Below are 18,347 nucleotides of genomic sequence, written 5' to 3' on the forward strand. Positions count from 1 at the left end.
ACGAATTTTCGCTAATAAAAAATCTCCGAATAAATTCCAGCTGAATATTTTTTTATGGATGTTGGCCTGGATAATCTTAGTGATCATGACGTCTAATTGCTGACAATCCCACCAACCATCCATATAACTCTCGCCCAAACCCAACGCTCCTTGAGCTAAAACGCGTTGATAAAAATTTTCATTGTGCACGATCAAATCCCATGGTTGTGAGCCATTGATTTTAATATCCGCTAAAGCCAATAAATCACTAATTTTTTGTTTGGCCGTATTCATTGATCCATAATTACTTCTTTCATCATTATTAATTTTACACTCTTGGTAAAAAAAATCCAGCCCAATACCAAATGGTACTGGGCCGGATTGTAAGCTGACTGGTTATTACCAACGCTTCTGATGATTGCTACTGCCACCACCAAAGCCTTGTCTTTTTGGTCTGTCGGTCATAGGTCTTGCTTCATTAACGGTTATTTTACGACCGTCCAATTCGCGACCATTTAACAATTCGATGGCTTGGGCAGCTTCTGAGTCGCTGCTCATTTCCACGAAACCAAAACCTTTTGATCGGCCAGTTTGTTTGTCAACTATAATTGCAACTGATTGAACTGCGCCAGCTTCGGTAAACAATTCTTGCAAAGATTCCTCTTTGGTATTATAGGACAAACTGCCTACAAATAGTTTATTAGCCATTATCTACAAAATAAACAATGATAATGTCTTTTTCACAAATGAGGCGACTTTTTTCATAATTATTTAAAATAATAAGAAAACTCTCACTGTTAAAATGACAATCACAGCATACAAGAAAGTTAATTAATTGTCAAGAGTAAATTATTAACAAATATGATAAAAAAATACTGACTTTTAAAATCAGTATTTATTCTTGGTGAATTGGATAGATAAACTGTAAAAATCGTATGGGTTACCAGGAATGCGTCCGACTTTAAAAACAATAAAGTGCAAATGATCCTGATCGGTCCATCCGGTTTTACCAACGCGTCCTATGGCTTGTCCTCGCGTAACATAGTCTCCTACCTTAAGGCCGGTATTTTGAAAAGAGTTTAACCCCAGATGACAATATTGGGAATATTCTCCTTGATGATGTCGAATAGTCAAATAATTTAACTTATCGCGAAAATCCTCGGTCGTTCCCCATTCATTAAAATGATCTATTGCTTCAATAATCTGTCCATCGTAGGCAGCTAAAATTTCTGTACCATCCGGTACAAGAAAATCAATTGCCCATTTAAAAGGTCCAACATGTGAACTCGGGCTTTTGGTAGCTAAATAAAAACCAAGACAAAACAATTGATCTTTGGGTATACCCATTCTTAAATGCTTAGCTAACTTAATATAATTTCTATCATTCGGTAAGGGGAATGAATAAATATTACTCGTACTTCCTTGATCCCAAATTGGATCATCTGCTAATCTTTTTAATTCTTGTAAATCCATATTATTTTCCTATTTTTATTAAAGAGCTGTATTATAAAAAGATAACAAGGTTAATAACTAATGTCAAAAAGTCTATTTTTTCCAAATAAATGCGTAATAAAAAAACTGCCAAAGCAGTTTATAAAAACATGGTACGCCCAAGAGGGCTCGAACCTCTGACCTCAAGCTCCGCAAGCTTGCGCTCTATCCAACTGAGCTATGGGCGCCTAAATAAATAAAACTTCCTCAATAACCAGTGGAAGTTTACAATAATCATTATCAAGTGTCAATCTCTAACCTTTTTTACATCTTTAATAAGTTGCCTAAAGTTTCGGACAATGGTTCATCTTCTTTTTCTAAATCCTCAACGAGAAATTGTTTTAAAAAGTTTCTTAATTCCACTGGATTTTGTTCAGTCAAAGGAATACTTAAACGTGGCTTGGTTAAACTACTAAATTCCACAAACAAATTTGTTACTTGGGGTGGCCGATAAATAATATAGAAGTTGGTTACATCACGAAAACTGTGAAAGTGACTACCGATCATAAAACCCTTATCAGTAACCGCGAATTGTAATTTTATCGGTTCGTTACGATCATGATAAAAATAGGTCAACGAAGCTAAAATAATAATTAAGCCAAATAATAAATTTGCTGTATATATTGAATAAGTTATCAAGGCTATCATAACTACAATAGCAATAACGTACCAGGAGATACTGCGTTGATATTTTTTATATTCAGGAATGGACCAAGCAAAGTATGCCTCGCCACGATCGTCGTAGACTGGTTCTTCCTGTTGATTTTGATCTTGATCATCACTCATAGATAAGTGAATTATAGTATTATATAAGATAATTGACAATACCCCAAAAAAACATTATACTGCACAGAGTTATTACCTTATTAATAACTAATTAAAGTTCTTATTACAAAAAAAGGAATATAATATAAATATGGAGAGGTGGCCGATCCAGCAAAGCGGTGGGTGGCTGACGATTTATATACGGGTTTATGTTTTATGTATATATTTTAAAAAAATAATAAGTAAATAATGGAGAGGTGGCCGAGCGGCTGAAGGCAACGGTTTGCTAAACCGTCGTACGTCTTTATGGACGTACCGAGGGTTCGAATCCCTCCCTCTCCGCCAAGTTTTACATTCAGCGAAATTGAACTTTAGGTAGGGTATAAGATACTCGCGAGAATTATTAGAGAGAACATAATATTTATTATTATGCAAAACATTACAAAAAGGTTAATCGTGTGGGCTGTTGTCGTAGTGCTTATATTAATGATCACTCTTACGGCGGCTATACAGTTCACCAATGAAGTGCAGTGGGGTGAAGTCGTTGCTTATAGCATCATACTGTTGATCGCTGGTGGTTTCTACGAACTGTGGCAATGGCTGAAGACGCGCACCAAAACGTATCGCATCGCTTTTGGCGTTGGACTTGCGGTGGTGCTCCTTCTCGGCTGGGTCAGCGGCGCCGTTGGCATTATCGGGAGCGAGAACCAACCCGTCAACTTGATGTACTGGGCAGTACCTGCTGTCCTACTAATCGGCTCCCTTATTTCACGCTTCAAACCGCGCGGAATGGCATGCGCCTTGTTTGCGACGGCACTTGTCCAAGCGTTGATCCCTGTGGTTACACTGATTATCTCGCCAGAAGTCAGCTGGGGCAATGCAGGCGTTATCGGCGTGTTCGTTTTCAACTCCATTTTCGCCGTGCTGTTTATCGGATCAGCGTTGCTATTTCGACGTGCGGCACACGAACACAACGGACTCGCAAATCAATAAATTTTCTTAGCAAAGTCGGAAATATTAAAGTGGACCGGGTTTTACTTATAAAGCTTCCTTAACTGACGTATAGTTAAATCAAGATTCCTGATTATGAATTGATCTATTCCGAAAACTACGATTCTAAATACGAGGCTTATAAAAGAGAGGGGCAAATAAAAAAATATAAAGGTGGGGAAGCATTTAAAAAGTTAATAGATAAATAATGGAGAGGTGCCAGAGTGGTCTAATGGAACAGTCTTGCCCGCCAGAGGCGGGTCCGCCTCCGGCGGAAAAACTTTCACGGGGTCAATTCAACTAATAACGACAGAAAAATATGCCCTGTGTATATATTATAAAAAGTATTAAAACAAATAGATTGTATATTGGATCTAGTCATAAAAATTCACCACAAGAACGATTAATGAATCATAATGCCAAAAAAGTCAGATCTACTAAATTTTATGCCCCATGGACTTTAATAATATTTGAAAAGTATAATACGTATACCGACGCCAGAAAACGTGAATTATTTTTAAAATCTGGTGTTGGTAGAAAATTAATAATGGAGAGGTGCCAGAGTGGTCTAATGGAACAGTCTTGAAAACTGTCGTACCTTCACGGGTACCGTGGGTTCGAATCCCACCCTCTCCGCCAAGACAATTTGGTATCGGATAGACCCATGAGCCTCGTATTTACGGGGCTTTTTGGTAGGTTCTAAAATCCCACTTACATCGAGGTACGTGGGACAGCGAACTCAAATATAGTTTTATTGACGAACTGTATCGTCTGGTGTATCATATCAATATATATTGATTATATAACTATATGAAAGCAAAATGTTGTGCCAATAAAAAACTTACAGAAGAGTTCGCGAATCTCGCTAAGTTTTTAAGGATCATCGGTGACGATAATCGCTTAAGGATTTTATGCCTGTTAAAAGACGGGGAACGTTGTGTTTGTGAAATATACCCTAATCTAGATTTGGCTCAGAATTTGGTTTCTAGCCATCTAAAAGTTATGCTAGATTTTGGTTTACTAACAATCAGACAAGAGTGGAAGAAAAATTACTATTCTATAAATCCAATAATATTTAAAAAATATAACTTATCATTAACTAATTTCTTAAAAAACTATGAATAATCAAATTACCTCAATCCAAGTTTTAGGTTCAGGTTGTCCGACTTGTAAAAAACTATTTGAATTAACGCAAAAAGCGGTTACTGAACTAGATTTGAAGACAGAAGTAGAATATATAACCGATATTCAAAAGATAATTGAATTAGGTGTTATGTCATCCCCTGTTTTAACTGTTAACGGCAAGGTCGCTTTAGTCGGTCAGTTGCTTAATTTAGAAAAAATCAAAGAACTACTTACCTTAAACAACCAACCAAAAATAGAAGAATCTATGAGTAGTTGTTCTTGCGGAGGTAAGTGCTAATTAATATGTTTTATCCCTTGCAACTTTTAGCCGACTGGCTAACTTATTTAGTTTTTAATATTGCTCCCGAAACACTATTGGCTACAGCCGTTAATTTCTTTATTTTCGATACGCTTAAGATATTTATTTTACTCTTTGTAATTATTTTTATCGTGTCTTTTGTACGTACTTATCTACCACCGGAAAAAGTCCGTTTGTTTTTAGCAAAGAAGAATAAATTAACTGGCCATATTCTAGCTTCCTTACTCGGTATTATTACACCTTTTTGTTCTTGCTCGGCCGTGCCTTTATTTTTAGGTTTTGTGGAAGTTGGCGTTCCTCTGGGTGTTACTTTTTCTTTTTTAATAGCCTCTCCAATGATCAATGAAGTGGCTCTTGTTTTACTTTTTGGTTTATTTGGTTGGAAAATATCTTTACTATATATTTTAAGCGGTTTAATTATTGCTATTGTTTCGGGATTATTTATTGACCGCATGAAAGTGGAACACTTAGTTGCTGATTTTGTTTGGAAAAATAAAATAAAGGATAATACAATTTTGGAAATTAAAATGAGTCAGAAAGAAAGAATGACTTACGCTTTAAACTATGCAATAGATATATTTAAAAAAGTTTGGCCTTATATTTTAGTCGGTGTTGGTCTAGGAGCCTGGATTCATGGTTATGTGCCTGCTGACTTCCTAGCTCAATACGCCGGAGCAGATAAGTGGTATGCTGTTCCACTAGCTACTTTAATTGGTATTCCACTTTATTCAAATGCCGCTGGAGTTATTCCTCTAGTTAGTGCTTTAACTGAAAAAGGGGTGGCAATCGGCACCACTTTAGCTTTTATGATGGCGGTGACCGCTCTGTCTTTACCAGAATTTATGATTTTAAAAAAGGTCATAAAAAATAAATTGATTGTTATTTTTGCCTCAGTGGTTGGGGTCGGTATTATTATAACTGGGTATCTATTTAATTTAATTTTAAAATAAAATTATGAACAAAAAAGTTCTAATTCTTCCTTTACTAATTTTAAGTGTATTTATTTTTGCCGGATGTGGTACAAAAAATACTGAAAATACAACCCAAACAAATGAAGTTAAGGCTAGTGAAAACATATTAAAAGCTGATAAGGTTCAGGTGTTCACTTTTCATGCTACACAGCGTTGTGCAACCTGTATTGCGATTGGTAAATTGTCTGGCGAGGTAGTTGAAGAATATTATCAACCAGAGCTACGTGATGGTAAAATAGAAGTTCGGGAAATAAATATTGATTTGCCAGAAAATAAAGAGTTAGCTACCAAATTTCAGGCCAGTGGATCATCTTTAAAGATTAATGCTATTTATGATGGGCAAGATCATATAACTGAAGACACCGCCGTTTGGCGTTTAACATCAAATCCCACTCAATATAAAAGCTATTTAAAAAATAAGATTGATGCCCTTTTAGGTAAATAATATGGATTTAATAAATAGCTTAATTGACAACTATAATTTGCCAATGCTAACGGCTTTTCTTTTGGGTATTTTAACTTCAATTAGTCCTTGTCCCTTAGCAACCAATATAACAGCCGTCACTTTTATATCTAAAGATATTAAAACCCCGAAGCACACTATTTTATCTGGTCTTTTCTATACACTAGGACGTGGTATTAGTTATACTTTACTGGCTACTTTAATTTATTTCGGTCTATCGTCTTTTAAAATTTCTAGTATTTTCCAAGGTTGGGGTGATAAAGTTCTTGGCCCAGTTTTAATAATTATCGGATTGATAATGTTTGATGTTATTAAAATCAACTTAAAAACTAGCGGTAAAACTGAAAAAATTAAACTCTGGTTATCAGCTAAAGGTTACTTTGGATCATTGGCTCTAGGCATATTATTTGCTTTTGCTTTTTGTCCTTATAGTGGAGTCTTATTTTTTGGCGTCCTAATTCCATTGATACTTAGATCAGCCAGTGGATTACTCTTACCATCTATTTTTCGCTTTAGGCACAGGATTGCCAGTAATTATCTTTTCATTTCTAATCGCGTATAGCATGAAAACTGTTAGTCGAGCCTTTCAATCGGTGCAGAAAGTTGAAAAATGGTTAAGATATGGAGTGGCAATAATATTTATTATAACTGGCTTGTATTACACCCAATATTTAATTCAATTTATTATAAACGCTTAAATGTCAGAACATAATCACAGTCACGAGACATCATTAAAAAATCTTGTTTGGTCAATTGGTATTAATATAGTTATTGTAATTTTTGAAATTATATTTGGTTTGATATCTCGAAGCTTTGCCCTAATTGCTGATGCTTTACACAATGTCACAGATGTTGGTTCTATGATATTGAGTCTTTGGGGTGAAAAGTTAATGAAAAAGCCTCAGACTAATAGAAAAACCTATGGTTATAAGCGAGCCGAGGTACTTATCGCTTTTGTAAATGGAGGAGTACTTTTTGCTATTGTAGGGTTTATTTTAATAGAAGCAATTATTCGTATTTTTAACCCAGAACCAGTATCAGGAATAACAATGATGATTGTGGCTAGTGTTGCACTTTTTGGTAATGGGTTAGCTACCTACTTATTGAAAAAAGGGGCTGATAAAAATTTAAATTTAAAAAGTGCTTGGCTCCATTCTCTACAAGATGCTCTTTTTTCTTTTGGAGTAGTTATAAGTGCGGCGGTAATTTATTTTACTGGCTGGAGTTGGCTTGATTCTTTAGTTTCTATTGTAATATCTATTCTCTTACTCAAAGAAATATTTAATATTCTATTTGATGCCATTGATATGTTGATGGATTCTGTTCCTAAGGATATTGATTTTGCTAAAGTTAAATCTGAATTATTAGCAATTCCTGGGGTGGTCGAAGTAAATGATCTACATATTTGGCAGACTGGAAGTGAAAATAAATTATTAAGTTCTCATTTAAAAACTATTGAGTTAAATCCTGTTGAACGAATGGAGTTGATAGTCAATATTCAATCTTTCTTGGAAAAAGATTATCATATAAACCACACTACCCTACAGATAGTTTCAGAGAGTGAAGCTAAGAATCTCAAGCTCAAGTGTAGCCATTGTAATTAACTTTTATTTTCAACAAGTGTTAATTTTTTATCTCTTAACACAATCTTGCTCCTTAAATTAGCCAGTAACTCTCGTTTCTCAATAGAACTGCCTTCTTTTAATACGTATCTAGCATAAACCCGCATATCAACTGCGGGTTTATGTTTTTTGTGAGGTTGTTTTTCGCCTAGTACCATATTTTGGAATTTATTTAATCGCTCGACCTCCATTTCCATTCTAGTTAATATTCCTAGCTCATTCATATCAACCTTATCTATTATTTTTAGAAGTTCAAATATTAATTCTTCTTCTCTAATATATTTATTCTTGCAGAATCTGTCTCTGGCCCTTGAGCACCCATAATAAATATAATGAGCCGTTGTTCCGTCTTTAAGTTGTTTATATTTATCTTCCGCCGATATTCCTGATCCGCAACACCCACAAGTAATTAGCTTAGTGAAAGCGAACTCTTTATTCTCCCTAACTATATTATCTCTTTTTAATTGGGTCTTTGCTTTCTCAAATAGTTCCTGAGTAATTAACGGTTTATGCTTGCCCTGATACCATCCCATTTGTCCCATTCTTGAATCCTAGACCCCGACCCACGTACTTAAATTGGCCTCTGGCTAATCGTCCAAAAAAGCCTTATAATGTTGCTATATGGTGGTACTTAACCACAGTACTCCGCCAAGAAAATTTTTTATCACACAGACCCCCAATGCCTATGAAAGTTAAAATTAAGGCTTCAGTCATGCCAGCGCAAGATTTGATAAAATAAATTTATGACCACATACAAACACACTCAAATTAGTTATCTGATGCTGGTTGTCACGCTGGCCGTGCTGGTACTTTTTACATGGATTCAAATTACTGCCAGAGCAGAGCCACCGTCTGTCGACTCGGGCACAAATTTACTCATTACTGCTGTAATGGTATTAATTTTGTTTACTCTTGAGTCATTTACCACACTGACAGCGTCGATTGATAAAAACTGTCTTCAAATTAAATTTGGCTATAGAATTTTTAGGAAAAAATTTCTGCTTGGTGAAATATTATCAACAAAGCAAGTAAAAAATCATTGGTATTATGGCTGGGGAATAAGGTTATGGTTATGGCCAAAGATGATGTGGATATATAATGTTTCTGGTTTTGACGCAGTAGAAATAATTATGAAAAACGGAAAAACTTATCGTATAGGGACAGATACTCCTAGCGAGCTAGAAGTCACAATTAAGCAGGCTATAAATTCCTAACTGATAAAAAAATTTACCACCACTCCTTCGCTCAAGATTCGGAAATGCAAAGCAAAAAAAATTGCCTGCCCGTCCGACTTGTCCGCCAAAGTTCTGGCGACGGCGGAAGCTGAAAAGTGTAAGAGGGAAATCGTCCGCCCCGCTCAATTTTCAGTGAAATCAATTCGGATATTTTCGAAAGTACACCACCAAAATTAAAAGTCGGATGATCCACTTACCTATTTTTATTCAGTAACCAATTTACTAATTGATATTCTTGTAAGCTCACTGCTTATAATTAAGTGTAAACATATCAAAAATTATGATTAAATTTGTTTATTTTGATGTTGGTGGCGTCGTTATCCAAGACTTTAGTAGAACCAATAAATGGGAAGAGTTAAAATCTGGGCTGGGCATAAAACCAGATCAGACAAAAGACTTCAATGAAATTTTTGATAAATACGAACTTGGTATTTGTGTTGGGAGAGATGTTGAGACATTAGTTCCCCTACTTCGAGAAAGTTTAGGTTTAAAAATACCAAAAGACTACTCATTCCTTCACGATTTTGTTCATCGATTTGAGAAGAATGAATCTATTTGGCCGATCATAAAAAATCTTAAGGGAAACAAAAAAATAGGACTATTGACCAATATGTACCCCCATATGCTGGATGCAATATATCAGGCGGGCTTAATGCCAGAGACTAACTGGGATGCAATTATAGATTCCAGCATTGAAAAAGTACGCAAACCTCAAATTGAGATATTTCAATTAGCCCAAAATAGGGCAGGCGTTCAGGGAGCAGAAATTCTTTTTGTGGAGAATGGCGCGAAACATGTAGCAGCTGCTAAAAAGTTTGGTTGGCAAACATTTCTTTATGATCCAACAAACACAACTCAATCAAACCAGAATCTAGAAAGACTTCTTACTTAAAACAACAACAGGTCGGACGAGTCTACTTTTGATACCTTGATGGTGAATAGAAATACAATTTTAAAACAAGTTGTTTTTTAGTATTATTTTTTACTCAATGGTATAATATTGACAGAATATATTTCATAAATATTATACAAAATACATGCTCAATAATATTCAAGAACAAGCTTTAGAAAAAACTAATACTCAAACTTTATCACAGTTTATTGGCTTAGCTAGCGTGGCGACAATTTTACCATTTGTTTTACATCTACAATTAGTAACTGGTCCTATTATTAATGCGATATTTATCTTGCTACTATTTTTAGTAGGTATCAGAAGCGCTTTGGTGGTAGCACTCATTCCTAGCTTAATGGCTCTTTCCGGCGGACTACTACCCGCTGTTCTGGCGCCAGTAGTACCCTTCATTATGATTAGCAACATCATCTTTATTTTAAGTATTGACCGCTGCTATGACTGGCAACCAAATATTAAAGGCTATTGGCTGGGCGTTTTTACCGGGGCAATTTTAAAATTTGCCTTTTTGTCTCTCAGTGTTAGCTGGATTACAAAATTACTCTTACGACAAGAATTGGCTTCAGCGGTATCGCAAATGATGAGTTGGCCACAATTAGTCACAGCTATTTTGGGTGGCACAATAGCCTGGATAATTCTTAAAGGACTAAAAAAACTCTAACATAGTCCAGTAATCGTACCACAACAAAATATGAATAACTACTATGGTAGTTATTTTTATTTTACTGTTATTCTGTTAAAATGATGTTATGATAACTCTCTCCTCTAAATTAGAAGATATATACAGCGTCGGTGATACAACAGCGCGAACGTTGAAGAAAATGGGTTTAGATACGGTGGAAAAACTTATTTATCACTTTCCTTTTCGCTATGATGATTTCAGCCAATTAAGTAAAATAGCAGACCTGCAAATTGATCAAATAGTAACCGTTAAGGTAAAAATTGAACTGATTAATAGTCGTCGTTCCTGGCGACGCCGGCTCACCCTCACCGAAGCTCTGGTACATGATGAGAGTGGTACGCTGAAAATAATTTGGTTTAATCAGCCATATCTCAATAAAAATCTAAAAGCTGGTGATGAAGTATATTTATCCGGCAGGGTTAGCGGTGATCTGCTGGGACGACAATTAAATAATCCTAGCGTTGAAAAAGTTAAAGCCAGCACGATCCATACTGCCCGCCTAGTACCTATTTACTCTATTACTAAAACATTAACCACTAAACACCTCCGCACGATCCTCCACCAATTATTACCAACTATTAAACAAATTCCCGACTACCTGCCTCTAGAGATACGACAAAATAATAAACTAATCAGCTTAGCTGAGGCGCTGGAACAAATTCATTTTCCGACCGATCAAAAAAAGGCCCAAGAGGCACAGACCAGATTACGCTTTGATAATTTGTTTTTGCTGAATCTTCATCAACAATGGTTAAGAAAAAAAATTGAACAAACACCAGCTCCGATAATGTCATTTGATCAGAAAAAAATAAAAAAATTCGTCGCTGATCTTCCTTTCACACTAACAGCTGACCAAAAAAAAGCAGCCTGGGAAATTATTCGTGATACGCAAAACAAATATCCCATGAATCGTTTACTTAATGGTGATGTTGGTTCTGGTAAAACAGTAGTCGCAGTTTTGGCAGCGTATCATATTGCTCTCAATAAATACCAAACAGCAATTTTAACGCCAACAAGCATCTTAGCTCATCAACACTATTTAACAATTAGTACTCTTTTACATCAGCAAAAAATAACCATCTGCTTATTAACACAAAAAGAGCACCGACTTATCTGCCACGGACAAGAAGAAAAGATCAGTAATGCAGAATTGCTGAAAAAAATCAAAACTAACAAAGTTCATTTAATTATTGGCACGCATGCCATCTTGCAAAAAAGTGTTACCTTTGCCAATTTGGGTTTAATAGTCGTTGACGAACAACATCGTTTTGGTGTACAACAACGCCAATCTTTAAAAAATAAAAATCAACAAAATGGGTGGTTGCCACACTTCTTGTCTATGACTGCAACGCCTATTCCCCGCACACTAGCCCTCACAGTTTATGGTGACCTCGATCTTTCAATATTAAAGAAAATGCCGGCCGGCCGCTTGTCTATTATTACTTCTTTGGTACCAGCTAGCAAACGGGCTCAAGCCTATGACTTCATCAATAAACAAATAGCGGCCGGCCGCCAAGTGTTCGTACTGTGTCCGCTGATTGATCCTTCAGATAAACTAGGTGTCAAATCAGCCACCGCCGAATATGAACGATTAGATAAAACTGTTTTCCCACATTTGCGTATTGGCTTACTACACGGCAAATTATCTAGTGAAGAAAAAAATCAGGTTATGACTAAATTCAAAAATCAGGAGACTGATTTATTGGTGGCAACGTCAATTATTGAAGTTGGAATTGATATTCCGAACGCTACTATCATGATGGTAGAAGACGCTGATCGCTTTGGCTTAGCACAATTGCATCAATTTCGCGGTCGCGTTGGTCGCGGTGACCAGCAATCGTATTGCTTACTCTTTACTAATAGCACCACCAAACAAACCACAGATCGATTAAAAATTATGACAACCGTCAAAGATGGCTTTAAATTAGCTGAATATGATCTGAAGTTTCGTGGTGCTGGTAATATCTTTGGTACTGAACAATCTGGTTATTTTGATTATCTACTTTGGTCTGCACTAACCAACCCATTATTAATCAAACAAGCTAAAGACTCCACACAATACCTACTAACTAGCGATCCTGATTTGAATAACCACCCGCGACTGAAAGAAAAAATAACAGCTGCAAATTTGGATCAATACAATAGCCACCGAGAATAGTGTCTTGACAACATCCATTCATTAACTTAAACTGTTAAAACCTCGTTGTGAAAGTGGGTGGCGGAATAAGTAACGTTTCCATACAATGCAAGTTTCGTCACCCATTATTTATTCACTGCGATAACAAAGCTGTTCTTTTTTTCACAATCTAAAATAAAACGGAGGTTTCGTGAAATTTGATCTTTCAAAAATACCACCTTAGCATCCATTGTTTTTAATGCTTGATCACAATTTATTAAACAATGAGGAAAAACAATGAATACGAATTTACACAAAGAGACGACGATACGTATCCCGCCCAATCCCCAATGTTCTCTTTCGCTGGAAGAACAGCGCATCCTATTCCAGGCTTGCAATGATGCTCTACAAAGCAAAAGAGATATTATTCAATCACTGAACCAAAGTTTGAAACATGAAGATGGCAGTAATCACTATGACGACAGTAATGTAGATATGAGCACCAAAAATGAGATGCATAATCTACTAGCCAGTCGTTCTCCGAGTCTGGATTACACAGCCAAAAGCCTGTTTCAAGTCATTGAACAGCTAAAGACAGGTGTTTATGATAACCATTGCCAGAGCTGTCATCAGCCCATACCCTTTATCCGGTTAAAAGCTGTACCGCACACTCAACATTGCGTTATCTGCAAAAGATAAAATCTTATAAAATACAATCCCATTCAAAAAAAGAATGGGGTTTTTTATTTAAATAATTGAGCTAAATCATTAATACTATTTAGTTCTCTAAATTTGATTTTTTGTTCTTTGAGTTTAATCTTCAGAGTTGGCATAATAATGTTTTGATAACCAAGCTTAATCGCTGTTTGTAATCTTTCTTTTGTTTTCAGCACCACCCGGACTTGACCATCTAATCCTATTTCACCAAAAACCACTGCCCGATCAGGTAAGACGCGATCATAATAAGCTGAAACGATAGCTGTCGCTACTGCCAAATCTGCTGCTGGCTCTTTCAAAACAAAACCACCAGTAACATTTACATAGAGGTCGTAATTAGCTAAAGATAATTTCATTTTCTTTGCCAAAACTGCTAAAATAACTTCCAATCTTTGATTGGAAAAACCCGATCCCAGTCGCCGGGGATAACCAAAAGAAGTCTTATTAACCAAGGCTTGAATCTCTACTAAAAAAATTCGTGATCCCTCAACCGCAGCGGTAATAACTGAGCCACTGCTGAGCTGATCAGAACCAATAAAAATGGCGGCGGGATTTAATACTTCTACTAACCCCCCATTACTCATCTCCCAAACACCTATTTCACCGGTTTGACCAAACCGATTCTTCATCGCTCGTAAAATACGATATTGCTGATGCTTATCGCCCTCAAAATAAAGCACGGCATCTACTAAATGCTCAATGGTTTTCGGGCCAGCCATTTGACCATCTTTAGTCACGTGGCCAATAATAATTATTGCCGTTTTGGTTTCTTTAGCAGCAGTCATCAGTTGTGCCGTACAGGCTTTGAGCTGATTAATATTACCTGGCTCACCATCAACTTCGGAACAATATGTTGTTTGAATAGAATCGATAATAGCTAGCTTGGGTCGATGTTTATTGATCGTAGCGATAATATTAGCCACATTACTTTCATTGGACAAACTGACTGGCTTAATCTTCAATCGCTGCCAACGACTAGCAATTTGTTCAGTGGATTCTTCGCCGGCAAAATATAGGGAATCCTCAATACTGGCAGCAATTTGCAAAGCCAATGTTGATTTGCCAATACCAGGATCACCACCCAATAATAAACAACTGCCAGGTGCCAAACCATCACCAACAACACGATTGAATTCAGCATATTTTGTTTTCCAGCGTAGTTCTTGGTTGACCGGAATATTTTGCAAATTTACAATATCCGCAACACTACCAGAGCTCTGGTTCTTTCTCAATTTAGTTGGCGCCACCGACGTCTCCTCACTAATCGTACCCCAACTACCACACTCTAAACAACGCCCAGTCCATTTCGGATACTGAGCGCCGCACTTACTACAGGAAAAAACTGTTATACTTTTACTCATACTATTTACACTTACCACAAGTCATAGCGGTTAAATTGTCACAATCAGTACTGATTGACGCTTGACACTCCTCGTTAGAACCACAAACATCACCTTTTCTTAATGGTTTAACGCATCTATTTGGTTCATCGCAAGTCTGACAAACTAACTTAATCTTGGGTGTATCCTTAGTCGCCTCAATGTAACCGCACTGAGCGGAGTTGTCGCATTTAGATCCTAAAGCACCCAAAGAACACCTACTAGAACCATCGGTATTACAATAAAGTTGCTTAGTTTGCATATTAAAACTACCATCAAACTGAGTAGTGCCAGTTTTCGCTGGATCAAAATCAGCAAATTTTATATTACATTGTGGATCTTTGTTACCACCAACGCTACAAGGTTTATTTATAATAGAACGACAATAAACGTCAGGATCAATAACTAATTCCTTTTTATTATTTTCCATCATATAACGCCATGGCGTACTAGCATCAATTTCCGTGCCCCAATAACACAAAGCGTAGGGTAGCGTCTGACACTTGTCGACATATATATATTTATTACACATCTCCATTTGATAACCTTTCCACCAAGCATCTCCATATTTCTTTTTATATCTTTCTCTTTCTGAGTCGTTTGGTGGATTTAATTTATTAATATCATTACAACTAGTAACAACGCCCGGGCAACTTAAATTTATATCTGGCGTTGGTGGTTTATTAAGCTCAATATCGGTCAGTTCGGGATTGATGGTATTGAGCATCAAAACAGCCACCAGGACCAAAACCAGGCCAATCAGCGCACCTTTAATCGTATTCTTAGCACTACCAATAGCACCGCTATCACCACCAGCAAAAATCCACCGAAAGCCACCGAGCATTAGCATTACTACTGCTAAAACAGCGGTAACCGAAATACCATATTTATAAATAGCGTTAATATAATTCGGTAAAGTATCACTGGCGACACTAATCTCTTTTCCCGCAGTAAAAGAACTATTGGGTATCGTAATTTGCGGGACAAATTGTATTCTTTCCTTTGCTGCTAACGCTTGCGCTGATCCGTGAGGTAACAAAATAAAACAAACAGCAATTAAAGCTACCGTTACTATTACTTGTTTAGCTGTTATTTTCTTAATCATAAAATTATACTATTGAATAGTTTGACTATTGGGACAAAAACTCAAACCCAAATTACGACCCGAGTATTCCTTACTAATACTATAAGTGGTATTGACCATTATTTTCAAACGACACACTTCTTCTTTGCTGATACCTAAATATTTCAATAAATCCTCCTCTGCCCTTTGCCGCGCAAAATTCAAATTGGGATTCAGGAGGTTAATAATAAAACCTTGGTCGAAAGGGTAATAAGACATAGAATAATTTTTATTTTCCGCAAACAAAGTTCCCTTCTGTGGTAAATCTGGTCCGGCTAATTGATAAATATTATCAATCGCCACTCCTCCTTGCTCAGTATTTAATAATAAACGATCACCCTGGCGTGGTATGACAATATCTTCATTAGTAATAGTATTGTCACGCGATAAGAAAAATAAGTAAACGATAATGCCGATTAAAATAATACTTGGTATAATGACAAAGGTAAAGAAAACTATTTTTGTTTGATTGTTTGGTAATGACATATATTATTGATAACAACACTTACTGTTTGAGCCCCAACTACCACCACATGACCCCCAGTCAGCCCATCCTGGTCGGGCCTGTAATAATGTACACGCTTTATTGATATTAATCGCTGCGGTTTTGGCCAAAGTGACACATTGATTATACAAATTGATATTCACCACTTGGCAATGATACTTTTTGGCACCAGCGTCCCACTGAGCGGCATGATTGAAAGCGCTCGGACAATTAACTAACTGATTATTACTATCTTTTAATGTATGAACAGTCAAATTAGTTTGAAATAAACCAATAGAAAACGGCTTACCATCTTCTGCGCAAATATCGCTGCCGCTTTCAGCGCTAGGATTGCCACCACTTTCCACGCCGCAAATACCAGAAGCTTGCTCTTCTTTGTTCATCGTACCAAAACAACCATTTTGTAAATCAGTCACGGAACAAGGGCCAGAAATCACTTGGGTACAGCTACCACCACCGTTACCACCAAACGCTCCTAAATCACTGCAAGTATGACTACCCTGCGCTGATACTGATCCGTCAAGATCACAAAAACCAGTAGCGCACTCCGTATTATCATCGCATTGTGAACCATAACTACCAAGAGAACAACGGTTATTCCAATATGTCTCACAGTAAAGCTGAATATCGCCAAACTTACATTTAAGATCGGTATTGCCGCCAGTATCGCAAGATTTATCAATAACAGAACGACATTGATCATCGGCGCCAACGGTCTGGGTGGTATAATCCTCCTGACCCCAATAGCATAAATTCTTTGGAAGCCCACACTTGTCGGAATAGATTGCTGGCTGACACTGATCTTTTTGAAAGTACTTTTTATTGGACTCCGAATCAGTGCTCATCTGCAAATATTTAGAATATTGCTCAATATTTGGCAGAGCTAAATTATTTATAGCGTCGCAATTATTAACCACCCCGGGACATCCAACTTCAATTACAACCTTATCGGCGTTTAAATCTGGCAAATTCACTAAAGCCGGATTGATGATATTCAATAATAAATAAGATACCGACATAATAACCAAACCAATCAAAGCACTAGCGATTATTGACTTGGCTGTTGTTATTTCACCAGCATTACCAGCAGCAAAAATCCACCGCCAACCACCGAGCATCACCATCACTACCGCCAAGACACTAACCACACTAACTCCGTATTTATAGATCGCCGCAATGTATTCACCCAGTGTACTACCATTAACCGTAATTGCTGTACCAGCTTTAAAGTCCGAATTGGGAACTGTAATTTGTGGTTGAAATTTAATTGGCTCTACGGCTTTTACTACCGGTATTACAACAATGACGTAAATAAAAATTAATAATGAACTAAGAAATATTTTTTGGTTAATACGCAAAATCATGCTAACGCAATTTTATCTGTTTTAACTCGCCGCTACTACTATCAACAAAATATAAAATATCTCCGTCCGTAGAAATAGACATATTGGTAGCCCTAATTGACCCATTGGCTGCCGTATTTAATAATGTCTTAAAACCAGAATTTAAATCAATTTCATAAAAATTATCGCTAACATTATTAGTTAATTCTCTGAAAATACCAGCTAACTTCGGTAAGCTAGTCGGTACCGCACAATATACTTTTGTTGAGTCACTAGTAAAAACACATTTATCCGACCAGGTATTCAAACCTAAATTAACTTTATACATACCAGTTTGATCACCGGCCATGTTGGCTAAGTACAGTATGGGCTTTTGTTCTGATTTACTACTATAGACACTATAAAGAATATAGTCGCCTTGGGGTGCCCATTGATATTCAAAATTACGCCCCTCTACAACTAGTGACTTGAGATTGTTACCACTTTTACTTAGAGGAAAAACTTCTTGTCTTTCAAAATCCTTGCCTTCACGATAAGTACCGACGATTTCTCCAGCCGGACTCCAATTCATCTGCACATCCCTACTCTTATCGCCTAAATGTTCCACAAAAA

21 protein-coding genes, 3 tRNA genes and 2 pseudogenes (1 of these 26 cut by a window edge) are annotated in these 18,347 nt (G+C 36.7%); 15 read left to right on the forward strand and 11 right to left on the reverse strand.

Translation table 11 applies throughout. From position 1 onward, the window contains the following. The 5 genes and pseudogenes from COX77_04600 to COX77_04620 form a co-directional block, all read right to left on the reverse strand. Positions 1 to 273: pseudogene (locus COX77_04600) on the reverse strand (cyclopropane-fatty-acyl-phospholipid synthase) (it extends 840 nt beyond the left edge of the window). Between the two features lie 105 nt (positions 274 to 378). Then, a complete protein-coding gene (locus COX77_04605; protein PIZ98399.1) occupies positions 379 to 687 on the reverse strand; it encodes an RNA-binding protein in 309 nt (102 codons plus the stop codon). 180 nt (positions 688 to 867) lie between these two features. Continuing rightward, entirely contained in the window at positions 868 to 1,452 is a 585-nt protein-coding gene (locus tag COX77_04610) for a hypothetical protein (GenBank protein ID PIZ98400.1), read from the reverse strand. Between the two features lie 129 nt (positions 1,453 to 1,581). Then, positions 1,582 to 1,658, reverse strand: a tRNA-Arg gene (locus tag COX77_04615). 76 nt (positions 1,659 to 1,734) lie between these two features. Continuing rightward, the gene (locus COX77_04620) at positions 1,735 to 2,256 is read right to left on the reverse strand and encodes a hypothetical protein (protein ID PIZ98401.1); all 522 of its coding nucleotides are present in this window, start codon (positions 2,254 to 2,256) and stop codon (positions 1,735 to 1,737) included. Positions 2,257 to 2,486: 230 nt separating this feature from the next. Here COX77_04620 and COX77_04625 point away from each other — a divergent pair. From COX77_04625 to COX77_04670, 10 genes and pseudogenes are all read left to right on the forward strand, one after another. Then, a tRNA-Ser gene (locus tag COX77_04625) sits at positions 2,487 to 2,580 on the forward strand. 84 nt (positions 2,581 to 2,664) lie between these two features. Beyond that, positions 2,665 to 3,228: a hypothetical protein gene (locus COX77_04630; protein ID PIZ98402.1), complete on the forward strand. Its 564-nt coding sequence runs from the start codon at positions 2,665 to 2,667 to the stop codon at positions 3,226 to 3,228. 316 nt (positions 3,229 to 3,544) lie between these two features. Continuing rightward, positions 3,545 to 3,811 (forward strand): endonuclease, encoded by a 267-nt coding sequence (locus COX77_04635; GenBank protein ID PIZ98403.1) that lies wholly within the window; start codon positions 3,545 to 3,547, stop codon positions 3,809 to 3,811. Further along, a tRNA-Ser gene (locus COX77_04640) sits at positions 3,775 to 3,864 on the forward strand. The genes COX77_04635 and COX77_04640 overlap by 37 nt, the downstream gene beginning before the upstream one ends. A gap of 171 nt (positions 3,865 to 4,035) precedes the next feature. Beyond that, positions 4,036 to 4,350, forward strand: a complete 315-nt coding sequence (locus COX77_04645; protein PIZ98404.1) for an ArsR family transcriptional regulator — start codon at positions 4,036 to 4,038, stop codon at positions 4,348 to 4,350. Then, entirely contained in the window at positions 4,343 to 4,648 is a 306-nt protein-coding gene (locus COX77_04650; protein ID PIZ98405.1) for a thioredoxin family protein, read from the forward strand. Before COX77_04645 ends, COX77_04650 begins: the two co-directional genes overlap by 8 nt. A 5-nt stretch (positions 4,649 to 4,653) precedes the next feature. Further along, complete coding sequence (locus COX77_04655) at positions 4,654 to 5,619, forward strand: hypothetical protein (protein PIZ98406.1); 966 nt, start codon at positions 4,654 to 4,656, stop codon at positions 5,617 to 5,619. Positions 5,620 to 5,623: 4 nt separating this feature from the next. Continuing rightward, a complete protein-coding gene (locus COX77_04660; GenBank protein ID PIZ98407.1) occupies positions 5,624 to 6,085 on the forward strand; it encodes a hypothetical protein in 462 nt (153 codons plus the stop codon). Between the two features lies 1 nt (position 6,086). Beyond that, positions 6,087 to 6,801, forward strand: a pseudogene (locus tag COX77_04665) (cytochrome C biogenesis protein). Continuing rightward, entirely contained in the window at positions 6,802 to 7,707 is a 906-nt protein-coding gene (locus COX77_04670) for a cation transporter (protein PIZ98408.1), read from the forward strand. It abuts the pseudogene before it with no gap. Here the strand turns inward: COX77_04670 and COX77_04675 are convergent. Beyond that, positions 7,704 to 8,267, reverse strand: a complete 564-nt coding sequence (locus COX77_04675) for a hypothetical protein (GenBank protein PIZ98409.1) — start codon at positions 8,265 to 8,267, stop codon at positions 7,704 to 7,706. The genes COX77_04670 and COX77_04675 overlap by 4 nt on opposite strands. Before the next feature lie 201 nt (positions 8,268 to 8,468). Between COX77_04675 and COX77_04680 the strand changes: the two genes are divergently transcribed. The 5 genes from COX77_04680 (at position 8,469) to COX77_04700 (ending at position 13,367) form a co-directional block, all read left to right on the forward strand. Continuing rightward, positions 8,469 to 8,939, forward strand: coding sequence for a hypothetical protein (locus COX77_04680; GenBank protein ID PIZ98410.1), 471 nt, complete (start codon positions 8,469 to 8,471; stop codon positions 8,937 to 8,939). A 301-nt stretch (positions 8,940 to 9,240) separates the two neighbouring features. Next, positions 9,241 to 9,852 (forward strand): hypothetical protein, encoded by a 612-nt coding sequence (locus tag COX77_04685; protein ID PIZ98411.1) that lies wholly within the window; start codon positions 9,241 to 9,243, stop codon positions 9,850 to 9,852. Positions 9,853 to 9,997: 145 nt separating this feature from the next. Further along, positions 9,998 to 10,531, forward strand: a complete 534-nt coding sequence (locus COX77_04690; GenBank protein ID PIZ98412.1) for a hypothetical protein — start codon at positions 9,998 to 10,000, stop codon at positions 10,529 to 10,531. A gap of 88 nt (positions 10,532 to 10,619) precedes the next feature. Beyond that, positions 10,620 to 12,710 (forward strand): DNA helicase RecG, encoded by a 2,091-nt coding sequence (locus COX77_04695; GenBank protein ID PIZ98413.1) that lies wholly within the window; start codon positions 10,620 to 10,622, stop codon positions 12,708 to 12,710. Positions 12,711 to 12,965: 255 nt separating this feature from the next. Then, on the forward strand, positions 12,966 to 13,367 hold the full coding sequence (locus COX77_04700; protein ID PIZ98414.1) for a hypothetical protein: 402 nt from the start codon (positions 12,966 to 12,968) through the stop codon (positions 13,365 to 13,367). Positions 13,368 to 13,411: 44 nt separating this feature from the next. Here COX77_04700 and COX77_04705 read toward each other — a convergent pair whose 3' ends face one another. Genes COX77_04705 through COX77_04725 form a run of 5 tightly spaced genes read right to left on the reverse strand, consistent with a single transcriptional unit; the run spans position 13,412 to position 18,306 of the window. Then, the gene (locus tag COX77_04705) at positions 13,412 to 14,764 is read right to left on the reverse strand and encodes a DNA repair protein RadA (protein ID PIZ98415.1); all 1,353 of its coding nucleotides are present in this window, start codon (positions 14,762 to 14,764) and stop codon (positions 13,412 to 13,414) included. Next, positions 14,748 to 15,869 (reverse strand): hypothetical protein, encoded by a 1,122-nt coding sequence (locus tag COX77_04710; protein PIZ98416.1) that lies wholly within the window; start codon positions 15,867 to 15,869, stop codon positions 14,748 to 14,750. The genes COX77_04705 and COX77_04710 overlap by 17 nt, the downstream gene beginning before the upstream one ends. Positions 15,870 to 15,878: 9 nt before the next feature. Then, on the reverse strand, positions 15,879 to 16,373 hold the full coding sequence (locus COX77_04715) for a hypothetical protein (GenBank protein PIZ98417.1): 495 nt from the start codon (positions 16,371 to 16,373) through the stop codon (positions 15,879 to 15,881). Between the two features lie 3 nt (positions 16,374 to 16,376). Next, on the reverse strand, positions 16,377 to 17,756 hold the full coding sequence (locus COX77_04720; protein ID PIZ98418.1) for a hypothetical protein: 1,380 nt from the start codon (positions 17,754 to 17,756) through the stop codon (positions 16,377 to 16,379). A 1-nt stretch (position 17,757) separates the two neighbouring features. Further along, entirely contained in the window at positions 17,758 to 18,306 is a 549-nt protein-coding gene (locus tag COX77_04725) for a hypothetical protein (GenBank protein ID PIZ98419.1), read from the reverse strand. Between the last annotated feature and the right edge of the window lie 41 nt (positions 18,307 to 18,347).

The sequence above is a fragment of the Candidatus Komeilibacteria bacterium CG_4_10_14_0_2_um_filter_37_10 genome (genome assembly GCA_002793075.1).
Lineage (GTDB): Bacteria > Patescibacteriota > Patescibacteriia > UBA1558 > UBA1558 > UM-FILTER-37-10.

Coding starts and splice junctions, on each gene's coding strand:
- COX77_04620 (PIZ98401.1), bottom strand. CDS start 2,256: ATGAGTGATGATCAAGATCAAAATCAACAGGAAGAACCAGTCTACGAC.
- COX77_04675 (PIZ98409.1), bottom strand. CDS start 8,267: ATGGGACAAATGGGATGGTATCAGGGCAAGCATAAACCGTTAATTACT.
- COX77_04720 (PIZ98418.1), bottom strand. CDS start 17,756: ATGATTTTGCGTATTAACCAAAAAATATTTCTTAGTTCATTATTAATT.
- COX77_04685 (PIZ98411.1), top strand. CDS start 9,241: ATGATTAAATTTGTTTATTTTGATGTTGGTGGCGTCGTTATCCAAGAC.
- COX77_04660 (PIZ98407.1), top strand. CDS start 5,624: ATGAACAAAAAAGTTCTAATTCTTCCTTTACTAATTTTAAGTGTATTT.
- COX77_04645 (PIZ98404.1), top strand. CDS start 4,036: ATGAAAGCAAAATGTTGTGCCAATAAAAAACTTACAGAAGAGTTCGCG.
- COX77_04650 (PIZ98405.1), top strand. CDS start 4,343: ATGAATAATCAAATTACCTCAATCCAAGTTTTAGGTTCAGGTTGTCCG.
- COX77_04635 (PIZ98403.1), top strand. CDS start 3,545: ATGCCCTGTGTATATATTATAAAAAGTATTAAAACAAATAGATTGTAT.
- COX77_04630 (PIZ98402.1), top strand. CDS start 2,665: ATGCAAAACATTACAAAAAGGTTAATCGTGTGGGCTGTTGTCGTAGTG.
- COX77_04715 (PIZ98417.1), bottom strand. CDS start 16,373: ATGTCATTACCAAACAATCAAACAAAAATAGTTTTCTTTACCTTTGTC.
- COX77_04610 (PIZ98400.1), bottom strand. CDS start 1,452: ATGGATTTACAAGAATTAAAAAGATTAGCAGATGATCCAATTTGGGAT.
- COX77_04695 (PIZ98413.1), top strand. CDS start 10,620: ATGATAACTCTCTCCTCTAAATTAGAAGATATATACAGCGTCGGTGAT.
- COX77_04680 (PIZ98410.1), top strand. CDS start 8,469: ATGACCACATACAAACACACTCAAATTAGTTATCTGATGCTGGTTGTC.
- COX77_04700 (PIZ98414.1), top strand. CDS start 12,966: ATGAATACGAATTTACACAAAGAGACGACGATACGTATCCCGCCCAAT.
- COX77_04670 (PIZ98408.1), top strand. CDS start 6,802: ATGTCAGAACATAATCACAGTCACGAGACATCATTAAAAAATCTTGTT.
- COX77_04690 (PIZ98412.1), top strand. CDS start 9,998: ATGCTCAATAATATTCAAGAACAAGCTTTAGAAAAAACTAATACTCAA.
- COX77_04710 (PIZ98416.1), bottom strand. CDS start 15,869: ATGATTAAGAAAATAACAGCTAAACAAGTAATAGTAACGGTAGCTTTA.
- COX77_04605 (PIZ98399.1), bottom strand. CDS start 687: ATGGCTAATAAACTATTTGTAGGCAGTTTGTCCTATAATACCAAAGAG.
- COX77_04725 (PIZ98419.1), bottom strand. CDS start 18,306: ATGAATTGGAGTCCGGCTGGAGAAATCGTCGGTACTTATCGTGAAGGC.
- COX77_04655 (PIZ98406.1), top strand. CDS start 4,654: ATGTTTTATCCCTTGCAACTTTTAGCCGACTGGCTAACTTATTTAGTT.